The organism is Streptomyces crystallinus, assembly GCF_039521265.1.
Taxonomy (GTDB): domain Bacteria; phylum Actinomycetota; class Actinomycetes; order Streptomycetales; family Streptomycetaceae; genus Streptomyces; species Streptomyces crystallinus.
Window position 1 is genome coordinate 72,397 of record NZ_BAAACA010000014.1, and the last position, 26,540, is coordinate 98,936.

Genomic DNA, 26,540 nt, shown 5'->3' on the forward strand with positions numbered 1-26,540 from the left:
CCGACCGTAGGGGAAGCGGTTCAGAGGAGTTCGATCAGTTTCTCAGTGAACTCGGCCGTGGTCGCGGTTCCGCCCAGGTCAGGAGTGCGGGTGTCGGTCTTGGCCAGGACCGAGGCGATCGCGTCCGTGATGTCCCTGGCCGCGGCCGGATGGCCGAGGTGGTCGAGCATCATGGCCGCGGCCCAGATCGCGCCCAGGGGGTTGGCGATGCCCCGGCCCGCGATGTCGGGCGCGGAGCCGTGCACCGGCTCGAACATCGAGGGGAACTCGCGCTCGGGGTTGAGGTTGGCCGCCGGGGCGATACCGATGGATCCGGCGACCGCGGCCGCGAGGTCGCTGAGGATGTCGCCGAAGAGGTTGGAGGCGACGACGACGTCGAAGCGGGCCGGTTCGAGGACGAGTTTGGCCGCCAGCGCGTCGATGTGCTCCTGGTCCCAGGCGACCTGGGCGAACGAGGCGGCCCGCTCGGCGACGAGCTGGTCCCAGAACGGCATGGTGTGCACGATGCCGTTCGACTTGGTCGCCGAGGTCAGCCGACCCGTGCGCCGGGAGGCGAGCATGAAGGCGTAGTCCAGTACGCGGGTGACGCCGGCCCGGGTGAACACCGTCTCCTGTATCGCCATCTCGTCGGGAAATCCGGCGTTGAGGCGGCCTCCGGCCTCGCTGTACTCGCCTTCCACGTTCTCGCGCACCACGACGAGATCCACCTCGCCCGGGCGGGCGCGGCGCACCGGACTGTCGATGCCTTCGAAGACGCGGATGGGCCGGAGGTTGACGTACTGGCGGAAGCCGCGCCGGATCGGGATCAGCAGCCCCCACAGGGAGACGTGGTCGGGCACCCCCGGATATCCCACCGCGCCGAGCAGGATCGCGTCCTTGTCGCGCAGTTGGTCGATGCCGTCGGCGGGCATCATGGCGCCCTCGCGCAGATACCGCTCGCACGACCAGTCTCCGTAGGACGTGTAGGACAGGTTGAAGCCGTAGCGGCGGGCCATCACGTCGAGGACCTGCTGGGCGGGGGGCAGTACCTCGGCGCCGATGCCGTCGCCGGGGATCAACGCGATGCGGTGGTTGGTCGTCATGCCGTCGATTGCAGCAAGGCCGCCCGCGAGGCGTCCAAGACACAAAGCGGATCTCCCTGATAAGCCGTTCCTATCAGGTGTCGGTGGCCGGCACGGCGGCCGTGACGAATGCGGCGGCCGCGGGAGACAGGCCGCCACGGCGGCTGACGAGGGCGATGTCCAAGGTGGTCTGCGGTTCGATGTCCAGGACGCGGGCGCCGAGCCGCCCGGCGAGCTCCCGCCAGGACTCCGTGACCACCGCGAGCCCCACCCCGGCCAGTACCAGCGGCATCAGCGAGACGCGGTGCTCGGTCTCGGCGGCGACGGTGAACTCGACGCCCTGCTCCCGCAGCCCGTCGACGTATTCGCGCATTCCGGTGCCACGCTGCCCGACGATCAGCCGCTGACCCGCCAGCTCCCCGCACTCCACCACGCTCCGGCCCGCGAACGGGCCCTCGGGCGGCACCACCACGACGAACCGCTGCCGCCCCAGCACATGCGCGACGACCTCCTTGCCGTCGACAGGACCCGAAGACGCCAGGAGACCCAACTCCACCGCCCCCGTACGTACCATGTCGATCACGTCACGCGAGGTGAACGCCGCCTTGATGGCCACCGATACCCCGGGGTACCGGCGGCTGAAGGCGCTCACCAGGCTCGTCAGCGGCTCCACCGCCTGCGACGGCATCGACGCCACATCCAGGCGACCCGCTCGCAGCTCATGCACGGCCGCGACGCTCGCCCGCGCCGTCGTCAGACTCCGCACGGCCTCCCGGGCGGGCTCGATGAGCGCCCTTCCCGCCTCCGTCAGGACCGCCCGGCGCCCGATGCGGTGGAACAGCTCGGAGCCGAGATCGCGCTCCAGCGCCCGCACGGCCTGCGACAGCGACGGCTGCGACACGTACAGAGCGGCGGCCGCCCGGTTGAAGCCGCCGCGGTCGACGATGGCAAGGAAATACTCCAGCTGCCGGATGTCCATGTACGTCCTCTGCTCCACGGCGTCTCGATGGGTCCCGGCCATGGTTGCGTGAAGGATCGCCTCTGGCACCCCCTCCCCCTGAGAGACGCCGCGTCCTTGGCGATACCGCCGCCGACGACTGTGTGTGCATCCAGCGCAAGCAGCTGTGAAAAGTCCGCTATGACGGGTGCGTAATCCGTACGCAAGTCGTCAAAATGGCCGGTCAACCTGTTCTCCCCGGCGTTGACTGCGGGTGTCACGTCCCACCGGCTCCGCTCTGGACATCCAGGCCCCAGCCGGGATGATGCAAGGAGAACAGCGTGAAGTCCCGTATGAGGAACAAGAATCTCGCCCGCGTCGCGGTGCCTGTCGCGGCTCTCGCACTGGCCGCGATACCCGCCGACGCCCACGCGGCCGGCCACGCGCCCGTGCCGTACCCCGCCAGCCTCGATGATCTGCTCAACGACCTTGTACGGTACGGCGACACCGCCACTGCCGACAGCGAGAAGAACTACATCTCCACCTGGGACAACCACCACTGGACCTATCAGTGGGGCAGGGCCAACATCCCCACCACCAGCCACGTCAAGGTGTCGAACGACGCCTCCGGAGTCACCTTCTCCCATCTCCAGGTGACGCCGGACGGCGAACCGACCACCACCCTCGGGGACACCTGGTTCGTCGGGACCGCACGACTGACCAACAGCACCGACCAGCCGCAGTCCCTCACCACCCAGAGCTACACCAAGACGGTCACCGACAGCGTCTCCACCTCGGTGACCAAGCAGTTCGGCGGGTCCAACACGGTGTCGGCGCAGGTGAAACTGGGAGAGTTCTTCACCGGGGGCGACGAGTTCACCACCACCTGGACCTGGGGCGACACCCACACCCATACACAGACCGACGACCAGACCTACACGGCCAACGCCCAGCAGATTGCGGTGCCCGCGCACACCACCGCCGTCGTCACCATCGCGCTGGTGCAGACGAAATCCACCGGCCTGGTGAACCTCAAGGGCGACCTCGACGGCAGTTTCCAGCGCGTGGTGACCCGTACGGACTGCAATGACGCGAGCGGTGGATGCGCCCCCGGCCACGTCGTCTCGAACAAGACCGAATCCGTCTACGACACAGCGCTCAACGCCGTACCGCTGCCGCCGGGCATGTACCTCAGCGACCACCACACCGTCGCTGTACCCGGACTGGGCACGTACACGGCCGCGCACGGTTCCTACTTCACCGTGAAGGTCACGGACGAGCCGGACGGCTCCCGGCCCGTTCCTGCGGCACCCCGGTCGTACACGTACACGCTGCCGGTCGGAAAACCCGCCGCCCACCACGGGTGATCACTCCTTTACTTTCAGTTAAACACCGTGTGTGGCCCGCGACGCCGGGGTCGGCAGATATCCGCAGGTCAGAGACCTATTAACGGGCATGACAACGGTGACCAATGCAGCCTTTGCCGATCGCCGGGCCATGCGTTTGACTGCGAGCGAAGCAACATCACGACGGGGAGGACGCACGACATGGCTCACCGGCACGAAGACCACCAGCACGGGGCGGAGGGCGGCCACGGGCCCGAAGGCGGCCACGGCGGCCACTCCCATGGGGTCTCGGCCGACGCCGACCGGCGCTGGCTGGCCCTGGCGCTCGCGCTCATCGCGACGTTCATGGCCGTGGAGGTCGTCATCGGCGTCCTCGCCGGCTCGCTGGCACTGCTCTCCGACGCGGCGCACATGCTCACCGACGCGGCGTCCATCGTGCTCGCTCTGGTCGCCATGCGGCTGGCGGCCCGGCCCGCCAAGGGCAGCTACACCTACGGTCTCAAGCGCGCGGAGATCCTCTCGGCGCAGGCCAACGGGCTGACCCTGCTGTTGCTCGGTGTCTGGCTCGCCTACGAGGCGGTGCGCCGGCTCGTCTCACCGCCCGAGGTCGAGGGCGGGCTCATGCTGGCCACCGCCCTCGTGGGCATCGTGGTGAACGTCGTCGCCGCTTGGTGCATCTCCAAGGCGAACCGGTCCTCTCTCAACGTCGAGGGCGCCTACCAGCACATCCTCAACGACCTGTTCGCCTTCATCGGCACCGCCGTCGCCGCTCTGATCGTCGTCCTGACCGGTTTCGACCGCGCCGACGCCATCGCCACGCTCGTGGTCGTCGCCCTGATGGTCAAGGCCGGCTACGGGCTGTTGCGCGACTCCGGCCGCATCTTCCTGGAGGCCGCCCCGGCCGGCCTCGACCCCGACGCACTCGGCGACAGGCTCGTCTCCCAGCCCCTTGTCGTCGAGGTGCACGACCTGCACGTCTGGCAGATCACGTCCGGCCAGGCCGCCCTGTCCGCGCACGTCCTGGTCGAGCCCGGCGGCGACTGCCACGCCGTGCGCCGGGCCTTGGGCGAGCTGCTGAGCGACGACTACGGCATCACCCACACCACCCTCCAGGTCGACCACGCCCAGGAACCCGTCCTCCAGCTCGCCCGCCCCGGCGCGGCCGACGACGGCTCCCACTGCGAGAACGCGCACGGCCCGGTCCACCGGGACGAGCCGCACGACCACTGAGCGCGCGCCGCGCGGGCTGTACTCGTGACCTCACCTGTACTCGTGACCTCACCCTCGTGGCCGCACCCCGAGCCGGGACGACCGCCTCAGTCCGCAGACGCGTCCGCATCCCCCGGTGTCGTCGCCGTACGACGCGAGACCGCAGTGGAGACAAGGCCCAGGGCCACGCCCGCCGCCAGCAGGACGAGGCCGCGCAGCCACACACCGCTCTCGATCTGAGTGGCCAGCACGACACAGGAGACGGCGCCCAGGACCGGGATGGCTGCCGGTGCGCGGAAGTGGTCCAGCGCGCCGGAGGAGTCACGGCGGCGCAGGACGAGGACCGCGGTGTTGACCGTGAAGAACACGACGAGCAGCAGGAGCACCAGGGTCGCGGCCAGGGCCTCGATGTCGCCCGTAAGGGCGAGCAGCAGCGACAGCGCGGTCGTCGTGGCGATGGCGGCCCATGGCGTACGGCGCCGGGGCAGCACCCGGGTCAGGAAGGCGGGCAGCAGGCGCTCGCGCGCCATGCCGAAGGCCAGGCGCGAGCACATGATGCCGGTGAGCAGCGCTCCGTTGGCGACCGCGACCAGGGCGATCGCCGAGAAGAGCCATTCGGGCACCGAGCCGACCGCCCGCACCACTTCGAGAAGTGGGCCGTCGGAGCGGGCCAGCACATCGGTGGGTACGGCGGCGGAGGCAGCCGCTCCTACGGCGGCGTAGACGAACCCGGCGGTGCCCAGGGCTCCGGAAAGGGCGCGCGGATAGGCTCGGCGGGGGTTGCTGGTCTCTTCGGCGACGTTCACGGACGTCTCGAAGCCCACGAAGGAGTAGTAGGCCAGCACTGCCCCGCTGAGCGCGGCGCTCAGCGGCGTATGGTCACGCGTGCCGAGTTCCAGCAGCCGTCCCGGGTCACCCTCACCGCGGACGACCACGAGCCACACGCCGAGACCGATGATCAGCAGCAGCCCGCTGGCCTCGATGACGGTGGCGACCACGTTGGCCCGGGTGGACTCGCTGATGCCCCGTGCGTTGAGCAGGGCCAGGGCCGCCAGGAACAGCACGGCGACCAACGCCACCGGCAGGTGGACGAACGCGGTGAGATAGGTGCCGCCGAAGCCGCGCGCCAGCGCGGCCACCGAGACGATCCCGGCCGCCAGCATGCAGAAACCGGTGAAGAAACCGACGAAGGGACCGTACGCGAGCGTCGCGTAGTACGACGCTCCGCCCGCGCGGGGGTATTTCGTGGCCAGCTCGGCGTAGGAGGCCGCCGTCAGCAGCGCGAGGCCGAGGGCGACGGCCAGGGGGACCCAGACCGCACCGCCGGCCTTCGCCGCGACCTGTCCGATGAGTACGTAGACGCCGGCGCCCAGGACGTCACCCAGGATGAAGAAGTACAGCAGGCGTGTCCCGAGAACCCGCTTGAACGGGGCCTCGGTCGCACCGGACGACGGTTGCTCGGTCTGCATGGTCACGTCTGTGCTCGCGCCTTCTACTCGCATCAGTGGTCCCCCGGGACCCAGGGGTCGGAACACCGGGCTCTGCGTCCGGGTGGCACCCCAGGGCACCGGGCCGGAGCTGCTTGCCGTATGACCGTGCAAGGCGACGGCAAACCCGGGCGATGGTCCCGGGCCCACTACTGCCGCCCCTAGCGGCCCCGAGCGGAGGGCGGTGACCAGGAATTGACCTGGTCGTTATCGCAGTCATGACCTCCTTGCGAAAGATCGTCACGGTTGTCGCCACGGTCGCTGCGGCCTTCGGCGGCGTCTTCACAGCTGCACCCTCCGCAGTAGCCGAGGGCAAGTGGTGCAACCACGCCGTCTGCATCGAGACCTACGACACCGGGACATACCTGGGCAGGGTGGAGGTGTCGGTCATCAACAGCAACCAACCGCACCGGATCTCCGCACGTGTGTGGACCACCAACGGCTGGAGCGCCAACACCAAGGTCGAGGACGTCGCCAAGTTCCGCACCTACCGGGACCAGGCGTACCCCCAGCGCCATTTCCCGGCCGGCACCCGTCTCTGCGCGGAGGGCTTCCGGGGCGGTGAGAGCGTCGGGCTGCCCTGCGTGACGCTCACCGACTGACCTGCGCGGTCGCGGTCCCAGCGCGCTCCCGGCTCCCGTCGGGCGCGTGCTGCTTCGGCCCGGCCGGCTGTCGGCATCGCTCTCCGGATTCGCCACCACCGTGGCCAGGCCGCGATGGCGAGGCTGTTGAACGGACTCCAAACAGCTCGCCGCGCATACCCGCCCGGCCGCCAGGACATGCTCTCGCCTATGAAACGGAGCCGGACGCGCGCCCTGGTCCTCGCGCTGCTGGCCGTCGCCTTCGTCGGTTACGCGCTGCTCCTGTGGCGGGGGCCGTGGTGGCTCGACGGCGACCGGCTGCGCCACCGTGACCTCCAGCCCGCCGACGGAGTGGTGATCACCGGATTCCGTACGACACTGGTCGCCCTCGGCGCCGGCGCGGTCGCCGGGGCCGGCCTCTACTACACCGACCGTACGCTGCGCCACACCCGCGAACGCGACCGCGAGCAGGCCGAGATCGCCCGCGACGGCCAGGTCACGGGGCGCTATGTGGAGGCCATCAAGCTCCTCGCCTCGGAGCGTACGGTCGAGCGCCTCGGCGGGATCTACGCGCTGGAGAGAATCATGCGTGACTCCGCCAAAGACCACCTCACGGTGGTCGAGGTCCTGGCCGCGTTCGTCCGCGAACAGGTACCGGTGCGGCCTGACGCGGAGTTGTCAGCCCGGGCGCTGCCGGAGGAGTCCGTACAGGCAGCGCTGACGGTGCTGGGGAGACGGCCGCAGGTGGCGGAGCCGTTCCGTATCGACCTGCGGCGTACGGATCTGCGCGGGGCGGACCTCCAGAACGCCCGGCTGGAGCGCGTCCGCCTCGGCGGTGCCCATCTGGAGAACGCCAATCTGACCGGCGCCCACCTGGAGGAGGGCTGGCTGCGTGACACCGTCCTCACCGGCGCGTGGCTCACCCACGCGCATCTGGAACGCGCGGTGGTCAAAGGCGCGGACCTGCGCGGGGCACGCATGAAAGGCGCGCATTTCACGGGCACCCGGCTGGTGGACGCGGACCTGTCGACGGCGGTCGGCCTCACGGCGCCACAGCTCGCCGACGCGCTGCTCGACACCGCGACGACACTGCCCGACGCGGTGGCACGAGAGGTGAGGGCGGCACCGTGAGCGCCCGGGAGGTGCCCCACGGGGCGGTTCAGGAGCGGACGAAGATGAGTGCCGCGTTCTGGCCGCCGAACCCGTAGGAGGTGGTGATCGCTGCCTCGACGGAGGTCTCCCTCGCTGTTTTGGCAACGACGTCCAGGTCGATGTCGAGGTCGAGGTCTTCGTGGTTGGCGGTCGGGGGAATGGTGCCGTGCTGCACGGTCATGACCGTGATGGCGGCCTCGATGGCGCCGGCGGCCCCGATGGCATGGCCGATGGCGCCTTTGAGCGAGGTGACCGGGGGTGGTGCGCGGAAGACGGTACGCAGGGCTTTCGCTTCGGCGAGGTCGTTCAGGCGTGTGCTGGTGCCGTGGGCGTTGACGTGGTCGATGTCGGAGGGCGCGAGGTCGGCGTCGTCGAGGGCCGCGCTCATCGCCGCCGCGGCCCCGCGGCCCTGCGGGTCGGGTGCCGCGTAGTGGAAGGCGTCGCAGGTGGCGGCGTAGCCCGCGAGATGGGCGCGCGGCCGGACGCCGCGTGCCCGGGCGTGTTCGGGGCGTTCGAGGACGAGGACGGCGGCGCCTTCCGACAGGACGAATCCGTCGCGTCGCGCGTCGAAGGGCCGGCTGGCCCGTGCGGGGTCGTCGGTGCGCTGGGAGAGGGCGCCCATGCGGTGGAAGCAGGCGGCGGGGATGGGATGGCAGGCGGATTCCGCGCCGCCGGCGAGGACGATGTCACAGGAGCCGGCGCGCAGGAGGTCTCGGGCGACGCCGATGGCCGTGGTGCCCGAAGCACAGGCGGTCGAGACGGAGAAGTTGGGGCCGGTGGCGTGGGTGTCGATCGCGATCTCGCCGGCGGACATGTTGGGGACGCTGCGCGGGACGGCGAGGGGGGAGATGTCCAGGGGGCGGTTGTCCGCGACCTTGCTGAATTCGGCGAGGTAGTTCTCCATGCTGGCCGTTCCCGTACCCATCACCACCGCGACGCGGCTGCCGTCCCACGTCGCCGGGGTGAGGCCGGCGTCTGCCAGGGCGTGGCGCGCGGCGGTGACGGCCATGGCGGTGAAGCGGTCCAGTCTCCAGGCGCGCCCGGCTCCGACGTGGAGTCGGGCGTCGAAGTCGGGGACGCGGCAGGAGATGTCGACCGGCATGCCCTGTAGCCGGGGGTCGCGTGCCGCGGTGGAGGTTCCGGCCAGGAGGGCTTGCCAGGTGGCGTCGAGGCCGATGCCTGCGGGGCTTACGACCCCGAGGCCGGTGACGGCGGTTGTCCCGGTCATGTGGCGGCTTTCGTAGGGGTCAGGTTCTTGTCGGCTTGCTGGGCGTCCAGCATGGCGGCCAGTTCTCCGACGGTCTGGGGCATCTGGGTGTCGTTGAGGGTGATGCCGGTGGTCTCTTGCAGCATCAGCCCCATCTCGACCAGGGCCAGGGAGTCCATGCCGAGTTCGTCGAAGGTCCGGTCGGCGGTGACGTCGGCGCGGTCGATGGCGAAGGTCTCAGCCAGTGCGTCGGTGATCAGCTCAAGAGTGGTGGCCATGGTTCCTTCAGCTACGGGAGGGAGGAGGGGACTGGGGAGTCAGGTCTGTGCGTGTGCCCGGCTGTGGGAGGCGGGCGTTGACGGGGGTCGCGGATGCTTCGGGTGCGGCGGAGGGCGCGGGCCATGGGCTGGGGATGAGCCAGCGGGCGGCGGCTGCGGCGGTCAGCAGCGTGACGACCGCGGCGACGGCGGCGGTGAAGCTGAGGGCCTGCACGAAGGCGTGCCGGGCTTCTGACAGCACGGCAAGGCGAAGGGCAGGGGGCAGTTGGCCGGCCTGGGCGGGAACGGCGAGCAGACTGTGCCGGGCGGTGTCCGCGATATGCGGGGGGACGTCCAGCGGGGCGAGCGCGTCCAGGAGGCGGTCAGTCGACACCGACGTGAGGAGGGAGCCTTGGACGGCGACGCCGAGGGTGGATCCCACTTGGCGGGTGGCGTCGTTGATGGCCGAGCCCAGGCCCGCCTGTTCGGTGGGCACCGATTCCATCACCGACTGGGTACTGGCCGCGGCGACCAGACCCGCGCCGAGGCCCGCGAGGACCTGGAAGGCGGCGCAGTGGGCGTAGCCGGACTGGTCGGTGGTCGTCGCCCAGACCAGGAAGGAGCCGCAGACCAGGAGGAGCCCGGTCACGACGGTCGCTCTGAGGCCGAACCTCCGTTGGGCCCACACCGCGCAGCCTGCTCCGGCGGCGAGGCCGGCCGGCAGCGGAAGGGTACGGATTCCCGCGTCGAAGGGGCTGTAGCCGAGGACGCCCTGCAGGTAGAGGGTCAGTACGAACAGGGCGCCGAACAATGCGAACGACATCAGTGCCAGCGCCGCCGCGGCCACGCCGATGCCCGGCCGGGCCAGCAGGGCCAAGGGCAGCATGGGGGTGGTGGCACGACGCTCCCACCCCAGGAACACCCCCAGGACGAGCGCGGCGATCACAAAGCCGGACAGGACCTGCCAGCTCGTCCAGCCGCGGTGGGGGCCCTCGATGATCGACCACACCAGGGCCAGGAGACCCGAGGTGGACAGGGCGGCGCCCACCCCGTCGAAACCGGCCAGGCGGCGCGGCAGCGAGCGGGGTACGTGCCGCCAGGCCGCGGTGACGATCACCGCGGCCAGGGGAAGGTTGACCCAGAACGCGCCCCGCCAGGAGACGTGTTCGACCAGCCAGCCGCCCATGATGGGCCCGCTCAGCCCGCCGAGCCCGCCCACCGCGGCCCAGGCGGCGATCGCCCGGCTGCGCAGGTGCGGTTCGGGGAAGAGCTGGTGGAGTACGCCGAGGGTGGCAGGCATCAGCAGGGCAGCGCCCGCCCCCATGACGCATCGCGCGGTGATGACCTGCCAGGGGTGGGCGGCCAGCGCACCGGCGACGGAGGCGGCCGCGCAGACGCTGACCCCGGCGACGAAGCAGCGCCTGCGGCCCCACCGGTCGGTGAGGGCGCCCACGGCCAGGACGGCACCGCCCAGCACCAGGGCGTAGGCGTCCACGATCCACTGGACCTGTGCCGTGGTCGCGCCCAGGGCGTCGCGCAGCTCCGGTACGGCGACGTTGAGGACCGTCAGGTCCATCCCGAGCATGAACAGCCCCAGGCACATCACTCCCGCCGCACGGACGCGGCGCACGTCGGCTGCCGGCTGCTCGGGAGGGTGGGTGTTCATACGATCCGAACGGGAGCGGAGACGGCCCGGTGGAGGTCGGCGGCGACCTGCTCCACCAGCTCGCCCGGGTCGGCGGTGGCGTACATGTGGCCGCCCGGGAACAGTCGCACGGGGGCCGGGGTCGTGAACAGTTCGTTCCATGCCGCCAGTTGTCCGGTGCTGACGGCCGTGTCCCCTTGCCCGCCGTAGAGAGCCAACGGCACCTCGAGCGGTGGCTGTGGGGTGTATCGGTGATGTGCCAGGAGAAGGAAGTCGGCGAGCAGGGGGGTGGCCAAGGCGCCCATCAGACGTGCGTCGTCCAGTACCCGAGGCGGGATGGGCCGTCCGAGCAGCTCGCTGATCTTTCCCAGGCCGCCGGCCAGCAGGCCGAGCATGTTCTTCGCGTAGGCACCGCCCTGTGGACCCGCCAGCGAGGACAGTCCCAGCCAGACAGGGAGACGGCCGCCATGCCGACGCAGGTGCAGGGCTGTCTCGAAGGCCAGCAGCGCGCCGACGCTGTGCCCGAACACAGCGAAAGGGCGCTGATCGGCGTCGTCATCCATGATCCGAGCGAGACACTCCACCACATGGGTGGTGTCGGTGAGCGATGGCTCCGAGGACCGGCCGCCCCGTCCCGGCATGCTGATCGAGCACACCTCCATCCACGTGGGCGACGCGGCTGCCCACGGCAGGAAGGAGCCCGGCCCGCACCCGCTGGGAGGCAGGCAGTACAACCGCGCGACCGCCTCGGGGCGGTCGGCCAGTACGACGCGCTGTACTTCACCCCTCACGAGATCACCACCCTCACCGGTTGCTCACGCCCCCGCTCCTGGTCAGCGCTCGTTCGACGCCCGTGCGACGCGGAAACTCCACAGCAGGACAGCAACCACCATCCCTCGCTCGGTAACACCCCTCACCTGCGACACGCCGCCCTGCGCGCATTTCGCCAGGATCTGGGACCAAAGGGATGGCCGGCCGGACCCCGGACCCGGTGGCGGCTCCTGTCGCGCGGTTCCCGGCACCATCAGGTAATCAGGAACGGTGAACAAGGACACGAGCGACCCCTTCGTGCATGTCCGCGGCGCCAGGGAGAACAACCTCCGGAACATCGATGTCGACGTTCCACGGGACGCGATGGTCGCCTTCACCGGCGTCTCCGGGTCGGGCAAGTCCTCGCTCGCGTTCGGCACGCTCTACGCGGAGGCCCAGCGGCGCTACTTCGAGTCCGTGGCACCGTACGCCCGGAGGCTGTTGCAACAGGTCGGCGCACCGCAAGTGCAGGAAATCACCGGGCTGCCGCCCGCCGTGGCGCTGCAGCAGCGACGCGGGTCGCCCAGCTCGCGCTCGACGGTCGGCACCCTCACCACGCTCTCCAATCTGCTGCGCATGCTGTACTCCCGCGCCGGCACCTATCCACCCCGGGCCGAGCGGCTGGAAGCCGAGTCGTTCTCCCCCAACACCGCGGCCGGGGCCTGCCCGGAGTGCCACGGGCTGGGCGTCGTGCACGACGTCACCGAGGACCTGCTCGTCCCGGACCCCTCACTGAGCATCCGCGAGGGGGCGATCGCCGCCTGGCCGGGCGCCTGGCAGGGCGCCAATCTGCGCAGTGTCGTGAACGGCCTGGGGATCGACATCGACCGGCCCTGGCGCAGGCTCAGGAAGAAGGACCGGGACTGGCTGCTGTACACGGACGAGCAGCCCTTGGTGTACGTCGAGCCGGAGGAGGGCCGCGTCGACTACGGCTACGAGGGCAAGTTCTGGAGTGCCCGCAAGCACGTCATGCACGTCCTCGCCGACTCCAAGAGCGAGAAGATGCGTGAGCGGGCGCTCAGGTTCGTCAGGAGTGTGCCGTGCCCCGAGTGTCACGGCAGCGGACTGCGGCCGGAGGCTCTCGCCGTGACCTTCGCCGGACGGTCCATCGCGGAGATCAACGCGATGCCGCTCCTCGAGGTCGTGGCGCTGCTGCGGCCCGTCGCGGGCAGGCGCAGGGCCGACGCCACCACGTCGACCGCACGATCCGGGGAGACGACCGAGGTCGCGGTCCGCATCTGTCGCGATCTGGTCGCCCGGGTCGAGGTGCTGCTCGACCTCGGACTCGGATATCTCAGCCTCGGGCGTCGCTCGACGACCCTGTCGTCCGGTGAGGCGCAGCGCCTGCGGATCGCCACCCAGCTGCGCTCCGGGCTGTTCGGCGTGGTCTACGTCCTGGACGAGCCCTCCACCGGCCTGCACCCGGCCGACGCGGAACCGCTGCTGGACGTGCTGGACCGGCTCAAGGCGGCGGGCAACTCGCTGTTCGTGGTGGAACACGACATGGACGTCGTACGGCGGGCGGACTGGGTGGTCGACATCGGTCCCGGCGCGGGCGAGGGCGGCGGCCGCGTGCTGTACAGCGGCCCGGTCGCCGGTCTCGAGCCGGTACGGGAGTCGGCCACCGGACGGCACCTGTTCGGGCGCGCCGAGCCGCTCGCTCACCGTCCGCGCACACCGCACGGCTGGCTGCGTCTGCGCGGCGTCACCCGCCACAATCTGCACGACGTGTCCGTCGACGTGCCGCTGTGCGTACTGACGGCGGTGACGGGCGTGTCCGGTTCGGGAAAGTCGACGCTGGTGACGCAGGTGCTCGCCGAGGTCGTCCGCGGCCACCTCGGTCTCGTACCCGAGGAGCCCGCCGAGGCGCAGCTGGAGGTCGACGTCCAGGACGTGTCGGGGGTCGAGTCCTTCGACCGGCTGGTCCTGGTCGACCAACGGCCCATCGGCCGGACTCCCCGGTCCAACCTGGCCACGTACACCGGGATGTTCGACGCGGTGCGCAAGCTGTACGCGGCGACGGACGCGGCCAGGGCACGCGGCTACTCCGCCGGGCGGTTCTCCTTCAACGTGGCCGAAGGGCGGTGCGAGACGTGCCAGGGCGAGGGTTTCGTCGCGGTGGAGCTGCTGTTCCTGCCCGGCACCTACGCGTCGTGCCCGACCTGCCAGGGTGCCCGGTACAACGCCGAAACGCTGGAAGTCACCTACCGTGGCAAGAACATCGCCGAAGTGCTCGCGCTGTCCGTCGACGCCGCCGCCGAGTTCCTGTCCGCCGTCCCGGCCGCCTCCCGCAGTCTGGAGACGCTGCGCGAGGTGGGTCTGGGGTACCTCCGGCTGGGTCAGCCCGCGACGGAGCTCAGCGGGGGCGAGGCGCAGCGCATCAAACTGGCCACCGAACTCCAGCGAGCCCGCCGCGGACACGCGCTCTACCTCCTTGACGAGCCGACGGCGGGACTGCACCCCGCGGACATCGCGCTGCTGCTGCGACAGCTGCACCGGCTCGTCGACGCCGGCAACACGGTCGTCCTCGTCGAGCACGACCTGGACACGATCGCCACCGCCGACTGGGTCATCGACCTCGGTCCGGGCGGCGGCGACGCGGGCGGGCGGGTGGTCGCGGCGGGCACGCCGGCCAAGGTGGCGAAGGCCCGTCGCAGCGCGACCGCGCCCTATCTCGCGGCCCGCCTCGCGCGGTCCTGACGACGACCCACACCCTCCCGACCAGACGCCGCCGAGCTGGGAGAAGATCTGATCGTGAACTCCTCGCTGGCTGAAGCTGTCTCCGTCGTTCTGCTCCTGGTGGTGCTGGCGTGTGCCGTCGTCCGCCCGTTCGGCTGGCCGGAGGCGGTCGTCGCCGTCCCGGCCGCGGGCGTGGTCATCGCCACCGGCGCGATCTCACTGGACCACGCCCGCGACGAGGCGGCGCGGCTCGGGCCGGTGATCGGCTTCCTCGCCGCCGTGCTGGTGCTGGCCCAGCTGTGCGACGAGGAGGACCTGTTCCAGGCGTGCGGAGCGTGGATGGCCCGTACCGCCGCTGGTCGCCCGCGCCGCCTGCTGGTCCAGGTGTTCGCGGCAGCGTCAGTGATCACTGCGGTGCTCAGTCTGGACGCCACCATCGTGCTCCTGACTCCGGTCGTCTTCGCCACCGCCGCCCGGCTCGGGGCCCGGCCCAAACCGCACGTCTACGCCTGCACCCACCTGTCGAACACCGCCTCGCTGCTGCTGCCGGTCTCCAACCTCACGAACCTGCTCGCGTTCGCCGCCAGCGGACTGAGCTTCACCCGCTTCGCCGCCCTGATGGCCCTGCCGTGGCTGGTCGCCATCGCTACGGAGTACGTCGTCTTCCGCCGGTTCTTCGCCACTGACCTGGACGCCGGAGCCCAGATGCCGCCCAGCGCCGAACCCCGCGAGCTGCCGGTGTTCGCCCTGGCCACCGTGGCCTGCACCCTGGCCGGGTTCGTCCTGACCTCCGCGCTCGGGGTCGATCCCGCCTGGGCGGCCTTCGGCGGCGCCGTCGTGCTGGCCTCGCGCGCTCTGGCGCAGCGCCGCACCAAGCCCGCGTCCCTGGTGCGGGCCGCCGCGGTGCCGTTCCTCGCCTTCGTGCTGGCCCTGGGCATCGTGGTCCGCGCGGTCGTCGACAACGGCCTCGCCACCGGCTTGGGCCATCTCATCCCGGAGGGCACCGGCTTGGCGGCCCTGCTCGCTGTCGCGGCACTGGCCGCGGTGCTGGCGAACGTCATCAACAACCTGCCCGCCGTGCTGGTGCTGCTGCCGCTGACCGCGCCGTCCGGGCCCGCGGCCGTCCTCGCCGTGCTGCTCGGGGTGAACATCGGACCCAACCTCACCTACGCCGGTTCCCTGGCCACCCTGCTGTGGCGGCGCATCGTGCACGAACACGACAGTGACGTGGAACTCGGTGAGTTCACCCGGCTCGGCCTGTTCACCGTTCCTGCCGCCCTCCTGCTCGCGGTGGTGGCACTGTGGGCATCGCTCGCCGTCATCGGAGGTTGATCACCGTGAGAGTCATCGCCTGGATCACCGAGGGCACCTGGCCCTCCTGCGTCGACGCCGCCCGCAGCCACGCACCCGAGGCCGCCGGCATCGTGCTGCTGCATGTCACCGGCCCCGAAGCCCCCGGCGCCGCGCACGGGGCCTTTGCCGGGCTGCTCGGCCGTGGCCACCCCGAACGCGACCCCGGCACCGCGGTCGAGCACCTGGCCACCGCCTCCGCCGAACAACTCCTCGCGCGAGCCGCGCAGCGCCTGGGGCGGCCCTGTGACCGCGTGGAACGCACCGGCCGCATCGAACGGGAGGTCGTGGCCGCCGCCGAGGGCGCCGACCTCCTCATCCTGGCCCGCGACGGCGACCGTACCCATCTCGGCCCCCGCAGCCTCGGCCCCGCCAGCCGCTTCGTCGTCGACCACGCCCCTTGCCCTGTCCTGCTCGTCTGGCCCGAGACGGCCCCCGCAGTCGCCACGCTCCCGCCCCCGCCACCACGCCCACCGCACCTCCCCTAAGGGAGAAAGCCTGACGGCCTTCCGGCGATCAACTGCGGCTTCGCGCGGGCCCAAGCATGGCCTTGTACAGCACAGTTACCAGTAGGTAACTTAGCCGGAGCCAATTCCGGCACACACTGCACAGCCCATGGGGGAGCCATGTTCAGACACACCAAGCGGGTGCTGGCGACCGCGATCACCGCGGCGCTGGCCGGCACCGCCGTTCCGGCGGCCACCGCTGCCGCGGCCACACCTTCGGCAGCGGCCGCGAGCGACCCGTTCTACACGTACGACGGCAGTGAGCCGCTGTCCTCGTACGCAGCGGGCACCGTGCTCAAGAAGCGGACACTGCGGTACCACATCGAGGGTTTACCGTCGCCGGTCAAAGCGATCCAGCTGCTCTACCGCACCAGCGACGCACAGGGCCGCCCTGCCGCCAACGTGACCACGGTGGTGCGGAGCATCACGGGCGACGGCAGCAAGGCGGTGTCCTACCAGTCGTTCTACGACTCCCTCAACCCCAAGGACGGGCCCTCCCGCGCCATTGCCGGTGACGTCACGCTGGGCGGCACCATCGCCACCAGCGAGAACGCCTTCTTGGCGCCGCTGCTGGTCAAGGGCTACAACATCGTCATCCCCGACACCGAAGGCCAGTCCGCCGACTTCGCGGCCGGACCCGAATACGCGGCCAACACCCTGGACTCGATCCGCGCGGCGACCGGCCCCGAGGCCGGGACCGGCATGAACGCCGACACCCGGATCGGTTTGATGGGCTACTCCGGTGGTTCCATCGCCACCAACTGGGCGGCGGCGCTCGCACCCGCATACGCCCCTGACGTCAACAAGAGGCTGGTGGGCTTCGCCGAGGGCGGCCTGCTCGTGGACGCGGCGCACAACCTCAAGTACGTGAACGGCTCCCTCGTGTGGTCCGGCGTCATGCCCATGGCGATCATCGGAGTCGCCCGGTCGTACGGCATCGACCTCAAGCAGTACATGAACAGCTACGGCCGACGGGTGTACGAGGAGGTGGAGCACGGCTCGCTCCTCGACGCACTGGGCCACTACCCCGGGCTGACCTGGAAGAAGCTGGCGAAGCCGCAGTACGCCGACCCGAACTCGGTGACCGAGTTCGTCGCAGCGGTCAACAAGGTCAACCTGGGTTCGGCCGCCACCCCGACCGTTCCGGGGCTCATCGTGCAGGGCGACGGAGGCGTCGCCGAGGGGACCTTCGGCAACCGGCCGGGCATCGGAACAGGCGACGGGGTCATGGTCTCCGGGGATGTCCGCGCCCTCGCCCGGCAGTACTGCGCCACCGGCAACGGCTCGATCGCCTTCCACCAGTACAACCTCCTCGGTCACGTTCCCGTGGCCGCGGCCTGGGCACCCGAAGCCATCGGCTGGCTCGCCGACCGGTTCGCGGGCAGGACGGCTCCGTCCGACTGCGGGCACATCCCGCCGGGCAACTCCCTCGCGCCTGAACAGCCCACGTCGGCGCCCTGACACCGCAGACGAACGGACGCGAACACCCGACCACTGAGTCAACTCGCCGAGCAGTCCCGCATGTTGTCGCACAGGCAGGCCTGCCCGCGAGGGTCCCGGGCCTACGATGGCGGGCAGGATGTACGCGGACCGCAGGGCAGAAGCGGCAAACCCAGGGAGCAGCCGTGGCTGACGATGACCGCAGTACGGATGCGCAGCAGCCCGCTCGCGTTCTCTTCGACGCGCTGGGCATCGCCTACGAAGAGGCTTTCGCGGCTTCGGCGGCACACCACGCGTCGCTGCGGTGGCTGCTCGACGAACTTGCCCCGGGGAGCCGGGTGCTGGACGTCGGCAGCGGGACGGGCCGGCCCACCGCCCAGGCACTCTGTGCCGCGGGACACGACGTCCTCGGCATCGATGTCTCCCCCGTCATGGTGGAGATCGCCACCCGGCAGGTGCCCGAAGCCGAGTTCCGCTGCGCGGACATCCGTACCACCCCCCTCCAGGACGCTTCCTTCGACGCCGTGTGCGTCTACTTCTCCCTGCTCCAGATGACCCGCAAGGAACAGACCGATCTCGTCACCCGGCTCGCGCGTGCGCTCAAGCCCGGCGGCCGGATGGCGCTGGCGACCGTTCCCGTGGACGTCGAGGGGGTGGAGACGCTCTTCATGGACCAGCCCGTACGCGCCACCAGCTTCGCCCACCACGACTTCGTCACCATGGTCACCGCCGCGGGCCTGACCGTAACCTCCGAACAGAGCCAGATGTTCCCGCCCGCCCGCCCCGACGCCACCCCGGAACCGCACCTCTTCCTGCACTGCCACCGCGACGCACTCGGAGCGAGCTGAGTCGGCCTGTCGGTCCGATGCAGGCCCTAGGGCCTGTCCGATGGGTCCGGTCGGCACGCGGGGGTTTGGCACGCCCATCTGCGGCGTTGTCGTCGGTTGCCATGGCTCCGCCATGCCGCCCTCCTCCGCCTTGCAGCTGCACGCACCAAACCCCCGCTCACCAGCACCGAAAAGGCCCCCGGGACCGAAGCCGACCGGACCCATCGGACAGGCCCTAACCGACTGTCGCAGGGTGCTCGGCCGGCCGGCGTCCCCACGCCGAGATCAGCGGCGCGAGTGTCAGGTCGAGCGTGCCCGCGTCGACGGCGGCCAGGTGTGCGTCGATCTCGGTCTCGTCGGCCAGCCCGGCGGCGAGCAGCTCGCCGCGCACGTGCCGGATGGTCGCCGCCTCCAGCCGGTCGCAGGCCGTCCCGCCCACCGGGAAGAAGCCCGCCGCGGCGACGTCGACCAAGCCTGCTTCACGCAAGGCCCGTGGCAGTGTGCGGCCGTAGCGCAGGTCTGCGCCGCGGCGCGCCAGCAGCTCCCGGACCGCGTCACGCAGCCGGTTGGCCCGCTGCTGCGCGGGGCCGCGGTCGTCCAGGCACGCCAGTGGTTGCAGGGCGGTATCGGCGTCCTCGACCAGCAGCCAGCCACCGGGCCGCAGCGCCGCCGCCATCGTGGCCAACGCGCGAGCGCGGTCGGGCACATGGACCAGTACGAGCCGGGCGTGCACCAGATCGAACGTCCCCGGCTCCGGGGGCGGGTCAGCGGCGACGTCGTGCCGGCGTACCTCGTATCCGTCGCCCGCCTTCAACCACGACGGGTCGATGTCCGTGGCCAGCACGTATCCGGTCGGACCCACGGCCGCCGCGAGCGCCTCCGGGACACCGGGGCCACCGGCCCCCACCTCCCAGCACCGTGCGCCGGCCCTGAGCCCCAGTCGGTCGACGTGCCCGCGCGTCACGCCGTCGAACAGCTCGGCCAGCCACACGAACCGCTCGCCCGCCTCGGCGCGCGCGTTGTCCAACAGGTACCGCTGGGCGGAAGCGGGCTCCCCGCCGCGCGCGGTCCCGTCTGTCGGATGCGGTCGGCTACCGGCGTGCGGCGGGCGGGGTGAGGAGGTCATGACCCCATGGTCAACCTTCCCAGGCCCTCTGCGCCACAACGGCGGGTGAGGGGCGCCTCACGCCGTTGCGCGGCAAGCAGGCCGCGCCCGTGCTCTGAACGGGGTTCATCGCATGATCGGCGTGGCGCCGGTCGCGGCGAGGGACAGGTCCCACAGGCGGGCTGCCGCGTCGGGGGCGACGGCGTAGGCGCGGACGCCGCCGTCGTCCATGGGGGTGTCGGGGGAGGAGACGCGGGCGACGTCGCAGTCCTCGAGATACAGGCCGCCGCGGTCGTCGAGGAGCGGCGAGGTGGCGGCCCACAGGCCGGTGGCGGCGCCCTGGGAGGGGGTCTTGAATCCGTCACCGATGACGTTGCCGTCTTCGTCCACCCAGCCTCGGTCGATCTGTGCCCGCAGCGTCATCTCCCGCTGGAGCCCGGTGATGATCTTGCCGGGGTGGAGAGCGAACGCGCGGACACCGTCGCCTCGTCCGAGCGCGTCGAGATGTGCCGCGAACAGCGCGTTGGCGGTCTTGGCCTGACCGTAGGCCAGCCACTTGTCGTAGCCCGTGCGAAAGTGCGGATCGTGCCAGCGGATGTCGGTCAGGGTGTGTCCGGCGGAGCTGTTGACGACGACGCGCGCGCCGCCGGCGGCGGCCAGCAGCGGGTAGAGCTCGCACGCGAGGGTGAAGTGGCCGAAGTGGTTGGCCGTGAGCTGGCCTTCCCAGCCGGGTCCGACGCGCCGCTCCGGGGTGGCCATGACCCCGGCGACGGCCATCAGGAGGTCGAGCCGGTCCAGACGTTCGCTGATGTGCGCGGCGGCGGTGCGTACGCCGGAGAGGTCGGCGAGGTCCATGGGGATGACCTCACAGTTGGCCACCCCCTGGAGAGCGGTGGAGGCGACGTCGGGGCGGCGGGCGGGCACGATGACGCGGGCTCCGGCGGCCGTCAGAGCCCGGGTGGTCTCCAGGCCGAGTCCGGAGTAGCCCCCGGTCACCACGGCGGTCCTGCCCGACAGGTCAAGGCCGTTCACGATGTCCTCGCACGTGGTGGCGGCGGAGAAGGGCGAGCCGAGCGGCTGCTGATCAGTAGCGGTCATACCGCTGACGCTACGATCTAGAGCGAGGTCTAGATCAAGCCCAGGAGTGAGCGCCATGACGACCACCGGGGATGCCACGCAGTCGTTGGGCATCGGCGAGGTGGCCGAGCGGACCGGACTGAGCGTGCACGCCCTGCGCTTCTACGAACGCGAGGGCCTGCTCGTCGGGCCGGTCCGGCGCACCTCAGGCGGCCGACGGCGCTACACCTCCTTCGACGTGGAGTGGCTGCTGGTCTGCGTCAAGCTCCGCGAGTCCGGCATGCCGCTCGCCGACCTCAAGCACTTCGCCGAACTGGTCCGCCATGGACCGGGCAACGAGGCGGAACGCCTGCGGCTGCTCGATGCCCATCGACAGCGCGTCGACGCACAGATCGAGGCGCTGGAGGAGTGCCGGTCCGTCATCGCCTGGAAGGTCGGCGTCTACGCCGAACACCTCGCCCGCGGCGAAGCCGGCGGACTCTGGGACCCGCGACCCTGAAGTGGACGGTCCCCGACTCGGGGTGAACGTCAACGTCGATACCTGATCCCACGCACCAACCGCGCAGTGCCGCACCGAGGACAACTGGTGCGGCACTGTCGCGACACCGGCGGGTCGCGGCCCGCCCCACCCGCCACTGCGTCCAACCGGGCAGCCCCCGCCCCAGTCCGAAGCGTACGTACACGTCGCCGGACGGGAGCGGGGGTCACCCATGGCGCGGGCGTGTCACCGGAACTGGGCGAAGAACCTCCAGATCTCTGCCTTGGTCCAGGTGGCGACGCCGCTTTCGTTGGCGGAGCCGTCGACCGGACCGGGGATGTGGCCTCCGTCGAACGCCGCCCACTGGACCGGATACCCGGCACGGCAGCCCGAGAAGCTGGTGGTGATGTGCGTCCGGCTTCCCGATGCGGGCTCGCGCGGGCTCTGTGGAGTGCAGCCGTTGTTGCTGACGAACCGGTCGCGCAGGGATCGCCCTTGCCCGATGTTCAGGACGGAGTCGTTGACACCGTGGATTCCGAAGTAGGCGATGGGCTGGGTACCGCCGCCGCACCCGCTGATCTCCGCGCCGGACATGACCGCGACGGCCCTGAAGACGTTCGCCCGGGAGCAGGCGAGTGCGTAGCTCATACCGCCGCCCCAGCTGAAGCCCGTGGCGAAGCGCTGTGCCGTGTTGACGCACAGGCCGTTCTCGATGCGCCGGATCATGTCGTCGACGAAGGTGACGTCCTCACCCCCCGCATTGGCCCAGCCGTTGCCGAGGCCCTGGGGGGCGACGAGGATCGCGGAGTTGTTCGACTGCTCCTGTTGGCCGTAATAGGACCAGGCGGCGCCGCTCGTTCCGCCCGAGGAGACCTCGTCGGCGGTTCCGCCCCGCCAGTGGAACGCGAAGATCAGCCGGTAGGGGTGGCTGTTGTCGTAGTTGGCGGGGACTCTGATGATGAAGCTGCGGCTCTTGCCGCCGCTCTGAATCGTGTGCGTACCGCTCGCCAGAGCCGGGGCGATGCCGCAGCCGCCGCCACCGGACGACAGCCTGATCATCTGCCATTGCTGGTTGGCTCCGCTCCAGTCGGTGTACTGGACGACGTTGGCGCCGTCGGTGCGGGAGGCGCCCTGCACCTCCACGGCCTTGTTGCTGTTGCGGCTGATCAGCCGGACGTGGCCCCCGTCGGAGTCGGCCAGGCGGAACTGCTGATTGGCTCCCTTGTGGTCGGCCCACTGCTGGATCGCGGCGCCGTCGGCGGTCGAGGAGCCGGCCACATCGAGAACCTTGTCCGAATGCCGGGCCTTGAGCCGGTAGTAGCCGCCGCCGGAGTCCACGAACTGCCACTGCTGGTTGGCTCCGTCGTTGCGCGTCCACTGGGTGACCCGCGCGCCGTCGGCAGTGGACGCGCCATTGACGTCCAGCGCCTTTCCGCTGTTGCGGTTGACCAGGACGTACCAGGCGTGGGTGTCCACCGCCGCCGTGTCGGCGGCTGGCGTGCCGGACGTCGCCGCCCCGGCGGGTGCCGTCACCGCCGCGACGAGCAGGCCGGTCGCGAGGGCCGCCGCCACCACGGCGGTCAACCGGGACCACCAGCGATGCCTTGGCGGCGGGGCGGGGGAAGCCACTCCGTAGGTCTTCATCGAACCACTCCTTCGTGTGTGGCAGGCCCCCTCAGGTGCGGGTCCAGTGTTGGTTGCCGCTGTTCCAGCAGGAGTAGAGCTGGATCAGGGTGCCGTTGGCGGTGCCGCTCGCGGCGGCGTCGAGGCAGAGGCCGGACTGGACGCCGACGATGGATCCGTCGGAGTTGAGGCGCCACTTCTGGTTGTCGCCACCCCAGCAGCTGTAGATCTGGACCTTGGCGCCGTTGCCGGTGCCCGCGGCGTCCAGACATTTGTCACCGTAGACCCTGAGCTCGCCCGCCGTGGTGGAGGTCCACCGCTGGTTGGTGCCGTTGTGGCAGTCCCACAGCTGGAGCTGGGTGCCGTCGGCGGTGCTCGCGCCGGGTACGTCCAGGCAGCGGCCCGATGCGACGCCCTTGACCTGTCCGGCGTCCGTCGGGGGCGTAGTGGAGCCGGAGTTGAGGGCGTCGAGGACGGCGGTGTACGCGGGCTTCTTGCCGCCGTTGCCGTTGAACAGCAGCGGTGTCTGCTCCGATCGCCAGGAGTCGGTGTCGCGCACACCCCAGACGGTCAGGCCGAGGCAGCGCGGCACGGCCAGGCAGTCGTTGGTCACGTTGGCGTAGGTCGTGGCCGAGGCGCCCTGGATGTCGAGTTCGGTGATGGCCACATCGACGCCGAGGGCGGCGAAGCTCTGCAAAGTGGTGCGGAAGTTGCTGTTGTAGGGGCTGTCGTTGTTGAAGTGCGACTGGAACCCGACGCAGTCGATCGGCACACCGCGCTGCTTGAAGTCCCGGACCATGGAGTACATGGCCTGGGTCTTGGCCCAGGTCCAGTTCTCGACGTTGTAGTCGTTGTAGCAGAGCTTGGCGGCCGGGTCCGCGGCGCGCGCGGTACGGAAGGCGACCTCGATCCAGTCGTTGCCGGTGCGCTGCAAATTGGAGTCGCGCCGAGCACCCGAACTGCCGTCGGCGAAGGCCTCGTTCACGACATCCCACTGGGCGATCTTGCCCTTGTAGTGGGACATCACCCCGTTGATGTGGTCGATCATCGCCTGGCGCAGCGTGCCGCCGCCGAGGCTCTGCATCCAGCCGGGCTGCTGGGAGTGCCAGGCCAGGGTGTGGCCGCGTACCCGCTTGCCGTTCTGCACCGCCCAGTTGTAGACGCGGTCGCCGGCGGTGAAGTTGAACTGGCCCCGCTGGGGCTCGGTGGCGTCGATCTTCATCTCGTTCTCGGGCGTCACGACGTTGAACTCGCGGCCCGCGATGCTCGTGTACGCGGAGTCGCCCAGCCTGCCCGAGGCGATGGCAGTGCCGAAGTAGCGGCCGCTCTGCGCCGCCGCGGCGCCGAGCGTGCTCTCGGCGGCGTGTGCTCTCGGCGGTGCGACCAGCGCGCCGACCGCACCGAGGGCGCCGATGACCAGCGCTGTCAGCAGAACGCGGAGCCTTTGGCGGACGTCGGGTGGGGGGAGGGCATACGAGCCCATGACTGTGCCTCCAAGGTAGGAATCACGGACGGACTGAGCCGGTCCGGCTGAGCCCGGCGCCGAAGAGGAACGGCGGACCGGGCCACGGACGCGTGGACGGGAGCGTCCTCGGTGGGGACGGCGAACAGCGCCGGGTCATGCAGCACAAATCTCCCAGGGCCCATGCGGTTCGAGATCTCGAACCGCGATCGACACCTCAGACATCCGCGTCTCAGACAGGGATGATTGAGGGATTGACGGTGGATCGTCAAGACCCCCCGCAGAAGAAGTTCCCGTTCGCTGCCCGAAACATTCCGGACTCGCAGGCCGCCCGTACAATTGCCGCTCTCCACAATGAAGTCGGCGCATAAGGGGCGCTGATTGTGGACAGATCTGTGACAGGCCTTGACCGGGAGGCCCGGCATTCCTAGCTTGTGGCGTCAAAGACTCCGAGAGTTTTCCGAAAGGTTTTCGATACTGAACTGACGTGCCCACTCCGGAGGCCCCCTCGTCAGTACCTCCGCACGTCGTCGGGCCCGCCGACGTGGCGGCCTCCTGACGGCAGTCGTCACAACACCCCCCAGCCGGGCGGCACACGGCCGGAGCCCTTTCCTCTGAGCCACGTCCAAGCGCTCCTGCTCGAGCGCCCGGAACACCAGCACTTCGGCGTACGCGTCCGCCTCGCCTTCTCGTGTCCCTGCCCCCCGGCGCGGCCCCTCCGCGCTACCTCGGAGTCACCTCGCCCCGCCCCCCGAAGGAGGCCCTCTGATGTGGTTTCGCCGTCCGTCCCCGCTCCGCCTGAAACGCTTATTCATCGCCCTCGCACCCTTGCTGCTGGTGACCGCCTTCCTCGGTGCCCAGCCCGCTGACAGTGCCCAGCCCGCCGACGCGGCGGCGACCGTCGACACCAACGCCTCGTATGTGCTGGTCAACCGCAACAGCGGCAAGGCCCTGGATGTCTACAACAGGGCGACCGGGGACGGCGCCCGCATCACCCAGTGGACCAGAAACGACCAGGACCAGCAGCAGTGGCAGTTCGTCGACTCCGGCGGCGGCTACTACCGCCTCAAGTCCCGCCACTCCGGCAAGGTGCTCGACGTCGACAACTGGTCCACCGCGAACGGCGGTTCGATCATCCAGTGGGCCGACCTGAACGGCGCCAACCAGCAGTGGCGGCTGGCCGACAGCCCGGACGGCTATGTGAGGCTCATTTCGCGCCACAGCGGCAAGGCCCTCGAAGTGCAGGGTGCCTCCACCGCCGACAACGCGAACGTCGTCCAGTACGACGACTGGGGCGGCGCCAACCAGCAGTGGCAGCTCATCAAGGTCGGCAGCACCAACCCCGGCTCATGTGACCTCCCGTCGACCTACCGCTGGACATCGACGGGCGCGCTGGCGCAGCCCAAGCCGGGGTGGGTCTCGCTCAAGGACTTCACCGTCGTCCCGTACAACGGCAGGCAACTCGTCTACGCGACGACGCACGACACGGGGACGGCGTGGGGTTCGATGAGCTTCGCCCCGTTCACCAACTGGTCGGACATGGCCTCGGCCGGCCAGAACACGATGTCAGCCTCTACCGTCGCACCCACGCTCTTCTACTTCGCGCCGAAGAACATCTGGGTGCTCACCTACCAGTGGGGTGGGACCGCCTTCTCCTACCGGACCTCCAGCGACCCCGCCAACCCGAACGGCTGGTCATCTCCACAGGTGCTGTTCTCCGGAAGCATCTCCGGCTCCGGCACCGGGCCCATCGACCAGACGCTCATCGGTGACGGGACGAACATGTACCTGTTCTTCGCCGGTGACAACGGCAAGATCTACCGGGCCAGTATGCCGATCGGGAACTTCCCGGGCAGTTTCGGGGCGACCTCGACAGTGGTCATGAGCGATACGACGAACAACCTGTTCGAAGCCCCGCAGGTCTACAAGCTCCAGGGCCAGAACCGCTATCTCATGATCGTCGAGGCGATCGGCTCGCAGGGCCGGTACTTCCGCTCCTTCACGGCCACCGACCTCAACGGCTCCTGGACGCCCCAGGCCGCGACGGAGAGCAACCCCTTCGCCGGCAAGGCCAACAGCGGTGCCACCTGGACCAACGACATCAGCCACGGCGAGCTGATTCGCACCGGCCCCGATCAGACCATGACCGTAGACCCCTGCCACCTGCAGTTGCTCTACCAGGGACGCAGCCCCAACTCCGGCGGCGACTACGGCCTCCTGCCCTACCGCCCGGGACTGCTGACACTCCAGCGCTGACACCGTGCCACCTCCGGCTCCGCCATGGAGCCGACGGGGCGGGCT

22 protein-coding genes are annotated in these 26,540 nt (G+C 70.3%); 11 read left to right on the forward strand and 11 right to left on the reverse strand.

The window, feature by feature from the left end; all coding sequences use genetic code 11:
- Positions 1-20 precede the first annotated feature (20 nt).
- Together ABD236_RS10895 and ABD236_RS10900 are read right to left on the reverse strand one after the other, a co-directional pair.
- Positions 21-1,082 carry a tartrate dehydrogenase gene (locus ABD236_RS10895; protein WP_344072952.1) on the reverse strand — a complete coding sequence of 354 codons (1,062 nt, stop codon included), beginning with the start codon at positions 1,080-1,082 and terminating at the stop codon, positions 21-23.
- A gap of 73 nt (positions 1,083-1,155) precedes the next feature.
- Positions 1,156-2,040: a LysR family transcriptional regulator gene (locus tag ABD236_RS10900; protein ID WP_344074208.1), complete on the reverse strand. Its 885-nt coding sequence runs from the start codon at positions 2,038-2,040 to the stop codon at positions 1,156-1,158.
- A gap of 311 nt (positions 2,041-2,351) precedes the next feature.
- Here ABD236_RS10900 and ABD236_RS10905 point away from each other — a divergent pair, with 311 nt between their 5' ends.
- Together ABD236_RS10905 and ABD236_RS10910 are read left to right on the forward strand one after the other, a co-directional pair.
- Positions 2,352-3,365 carry an ETX/MTX2 family pore-forming toxin gene (locus ABD236_RS10905; protein ID WP_344072954.1) on the forward strand — a complete coding sequence of 338 codons (1,014 nt, stop codon included), beginning with the start codon at positions 2,352-2,354 and terminating at the stop codon, positions 3,363-3,365.
- Positions 3,366-3,545: 180 nt separating this feature from the next.
- Entirely contained in the window at positions 3,546-4,574 is a 1,029-nt protein-coding gene (locus ABD236_RS10910; RefSeq protein ID WP_344072956.1) for a cation diffusion facilitator family transporter, read from the forward strand.
- Between the two features lie 86 nt (positions 4,575-4,660).
- Here the strand turns inward: ABD236_RS10910 and ABD236_RS10915 are convergent, their stop codons facing one another.
- A complete protein-coding gene (locus ABD236_RS10915; RefSeq protein ID WP_344072958.1) occupies positions 4,661-6,022 on the reverse strand; it encodes an APC family permease in 1,362 nt (453 codons plus the stop codon).
- Positions 6,023-6,258: 236 nt separating this feature from the next.
- Between ABD236_RS10915 and ABD236_RS10920 the strand changes: the two genes are divergently transcribed.
- Positions 6,259-6,642, forward strand: a complete 384-nt coding sequence (locus ABD236_RS10920; protein WP_344072960.1) for a hypothetical protein — start codon at positions 6,259-6,261, stop codon at positions 6,640-6,642.
- A 189-nt stretch (positions 6,643-6,831) separates the two neighbouring features.
- Entirely contained in the window at positions 6,832-7,752 is a 921-nt protein-coding gene (locus ABD236_RS10925; protein ID WP_344072962.1) for a pentapeptide repeat-containing protein, read from the forward strand.
- A gap of 28 nt (positions 7,753-7,780) precedes the next feature.
- Here the strand turns inward: ABD236_RS10925 and ABD236_RS10930 are convergent, their stop codons facing one another.
- From ABD236_RS10930 to ABD236_RS10945, 4 genes are read right to left on the reverse strand one after another with little or no spacing between them, the layout of a single operon-like run.
- Complete coding sequence (locus ABD236_RS10930; RefSeq protein ID WP_344072964.1) at positions 7,781-9,001, reverse strand: beta-ketoacyl-[acyl-carrier-protein] synthase family protein; 1,221 nt, start codon at positions 8,999-9,001, stop codon at positions 7,781-7,783.
- A complete protein-coding gene (locus ABD236_RS10935) occupies positions 8,998-9,258 on the reverse strand; it encodes an acyl carrier protein (protein WP_344072966.1) in 261 nt (86 codons plus the stop codon). The genes ABD236_RS10930 and ABD236_RS10935 overlap by 4 nt, the downstream gene beginning before the upstream one ends.
- A gap of 7 nt (positions 9,259-9,265) precedes the next feature.
- Positions 9,266-10,903, reverse strand: coding sequence for an MFS transporter (locus ABD236_RS10940; RefSeq protein WP_344072968.1), 1,638 nt, complete (start codon positions 10,901-10,903; stop codon positions 9,266-9,268).
- A complete protein-coding gene (locus ABD236_RS10945) occupies positions 10,900-11,673 on the reverse strand; it encodes a thioesterase II family protein (RefSeq protein WP_344072970.1) in 774 nt (257 codons plus the stop codon). The genes ABD236_RS10940 and ABD236_RS10945 overlap by 4 nt, the downstream gene beginning before the upstream one ends.
- Before the next feature lie 250 nt (positions 11,674-11,923).
- Here ABD236_RS10945 and uvrA point away from each other — a divergent pair, with 250 nt between their 5' ends.
- The 5 genes from uvrA (at position 11,924) to ABD236_RS10970 (ending at position 18,515) form a co-directional block, all read left to right on the forward strand.
- Positions 11,924-14,392: an excinuclease ABC subunit UvrA gene (gene uvrA / locus ABD236_RS10950; protein ID WP_344072972.1), complete on the forward strand. Its 2,469-nt coding sequence runs from the start codon at positions 11,924-11,926 to the stop codon at positions 14,390-14,392.
- 54 nt (positions 14,393-14,446) lie between these two features.
- Entirely contained in the window at positions 14,447-15,703 is a 1,257-nt protein-coding gene (locus ABD236_RS10955) for an SLC13 family permease (protein WP_344072975.1), read from the forward strand.
- Positions 15,704-15,708: 5 nt separating this feature from the next.
- On the forward strand, positions 15,709-16,209 hold the full coding sequence (locus ABD236_RS10960) for a universal stress protein (protein WP_344072977.1): 501 nt from the start codon (positions 15,709-15,711) through the stop codon (positions 16,207-16,209).
- Between the two features lie 138 nt (positions 16,210-16,347).
- The gene (locus tag ABD236_RS10965) at positions 16,348-17,688 is read left to right on the forward strand and encodes a lipase family protein (protein ID WP_344072979.1); all 1,341 of its coding nucleotides are present in this window, start codon (positions 16,348-16,350) and stop codon (positions 17,686-17,688) included.
- 164 nt (positions 17,689-17,852) lie between these two features.
- The gene (locus tag ABD236_RS10970) at positions 17,853-18,515 is read left to right on the forward strand and encodes a class I SAM-dependent methyltransferase (RefSeq protein ID WP_344072981.1); all 663 of its coding nucleotides are present in this window, start codon (positions 17,853-17,855) and stop codon (positions 18,513-18,515) included.
- 214 nt (positions 18,516-18,729) lie between these two features.
- Here the strand turns inward: ABD236_RS10970 and ABD236_RS10975 are convergent, their stop codons facing one another.
- The gene (locus tag ABD236_RS10975; RefSeq protein WP_344072983.1) at positions 18,730-19,620 is read right to left on the reverse strand and encodes a methyltransferase domain-containing protein; all 891 of its coding nucleotides are present in this window, start codon (positions 19,618-19,620) and stop codon (positions 18,730-18,732) included.
- 105 nt (positions 19,621-19,725) lie between these two features.
- Positions 19,726-20,697: an SDR family NAD(P)-dependent oxidoreductase gene (locus ABD236_RS10980; protein ID WP_344072985.1), complete on the reverse strand. Its 972-nt coding sequence runs from the start codon at positions 20,695-20,697 to the stop codon at positions 19,726-19,728.
- 55 nt (positions 20,698-20,752) lie between these two features.
- Here ABD236_RS10980 and ABD236_RS10985 point away from each other — a divergent pair, with 55 nt between their 5' ends.
- Complete coding sequence (locus tag ABD236_RS10985) at positions 20,753-21,175, forward strand: MerR family transcriptional regulator (RefSeq protein WP_344072988.1); 423 nt, start codon at positions 20,753-20,755, stop codon at positions 21,173-21,175.
- A gap of 225 nt (positions 21,176-21,400) precedes the next feature.
- Here ABD236_RS10985 and ABD236_RS10990 read toward each other — a convergent pair whose 3' ends face one another.
- A complete protein-coding gene (locus tag ABD236_RS10990; protein WP_344072990.1) occupies positions 21,401-22,798 on the reverse strand; it encodes an RICIN domain-containing protein in 1,398 nt (465 codons plus the stop codon).
- 31 nt (positions 22,799-22,829) lie between these two features.
- Positions 22,830-24,260 carry an endo-1,4-beta-xylanase gene (locus ABD236_RS10995; protein WP_344072994.1) on the reverse strand — a complete coding sequence of 477 codons (1,431 nt, stop codon included), beginning with the start codon at positions 24,258-24,260 and terminating at the stop codon, positions 22,830-22,832.
- A 747-nt stretch (positions 24,261-25,007) separates the two neighbouring features.
- On the opposite strand from ABD236_RS10995, the gene ABD236_RS11000 reads away from it, so the two are divergent.
- On the forward strand, positions 25,008-26,495 hold the full coding sequence (locus ABD236_RS11000; RefSeq protein WP_344072996.1) for a non-reducing end alpha-L-arabinofuranosidase family hydrolase: 1,488 nt from the start codon (positions 25,008-25,010) through the stop codon (positions 26,493-26,495).
- Positions 26,496-26,540: the final 45 nt, after the last annotated feature.

Bases quoted from the DNA above. Each gene is read 5' to 3' on its own strand.
- ABD236_RS10920 (WP_344072960.1), top strand. From the start codon at position 6,259: ATGACCTCCTTGCGAAAGATCGTCACGGTTGTCGCCACGGTCGCTGCG.
- ABD236_RS10930 (WP_344072964.1), bottom strand. From the start codon at position 9,001: ATGACCGGGACAACCGCCGTCACCGGCCTCGGGGTCGTAAGCCCCGCA.
- ABD236_RS10925 (WP_344072962.1), top strand. From the start codon at position 6,832: ATGAAACGGAGCCGGACGCGCGCCCTGGTCCTCGCGCTGCTGGCCGTC.
- ABD236_RS10935 (WP_344072966.1), bottom strand. From the start codon at position 9,258: ATGGCCACCACTCTTGAGCTGATCACCGACGCACTGGCTGAGACCTTC.
- ABD236_RS10995 (WP_344072994.1), bottom strand. From the start codon at position 24,260: ATGGGCTCGTATGCCCTCCCCCCACCCGACGTCCGCCAAAGGCTCCGC.
- ABD236_RS10900 (WP_344074208.1), bottom strand. From the start codon at position 2,040: ATGGACATCCGGCAGCTGGAGTATTTCCTTGCCATCGTCGACCGCGGC.
- ABD236_RS10910 (WP_344072956.1), top strand. From the start codon at position 3,546: ATGGCTCACCGGCACGAAGACCACCAGCACGGGGCGGAGGGCGGCCAC.
- ABD236_RS11000 (WP_344072996.1), top strand. From the start codon at position 25,008: ATGTGGTTTCGCCGTCCGTCCCCGCTCCGCCTGAAACGCTTATTCATC.
- ABD236_RS10905 (WP_344072954.1), top strand. From the start codon at position 2,352: ATGAGGAACAAGAATCTCGCCCGCGTCGCGGTGCCTGTCGCGGCTCTC.
- ABD236_RS10990 (WP_344072990.1), bottom strand. From the start codon at position 22,798: ATGAAGACCTACGGAGTGGCTTCCCCCGCCCCGCCGCCAAGGCATCGC.
- ABD236_RS10975 (WP_344072983.1), bottom strand. From the start codon at position 19,620: ATGACCTCCTCACCCCGCCCGCCGCACGCCGGTAGCCGACCGCATCCG.
- ABD236_RS10985 (WP_344072988.1), top strand. From the start codon at position 20,753: ATGACGACCACCGGGGATGCCACGCAGTCGTTGGGCATCGGCGAGGTG.
- ABD236_RS10940 (WP_344072968.1), bottom strand. From the start codon at position 10,903: ATGAACACCCACCCTCCCGAGCAGCCGGCAGCCGACGTGCGCCGCGTC.
- ABD236_RS10965 (WP_344072979.1), top strand. From the start codon at position 16,348: ATGTTCAGACACACCAAGCGGGTGCTGGCGACCGCGATCACCGCGGCG.
- ABD236_RS10980 (WP_344072985.1), bottom strand. From the start codon at position 20,697: ATGACCGCTACTGATCAGCAGCCGCTCGGCTCGCCCTTCTCCGCCGCC.
- ABD236_RS10915 (WP_344072958.1), bottom strand. From the start codon at position 6,022: ATGCAGACCGAGCAACCGTCGTCCGGTGCGACCGAGGCCCCGTTCAAG.
- ABD236_RS10895 (WP_344072952.1), bottom strand. From the start codon at position 1,082: ATGACGACCAACCACCGCATCGCGTTGATCCCCGGCGACGGCATCGGC.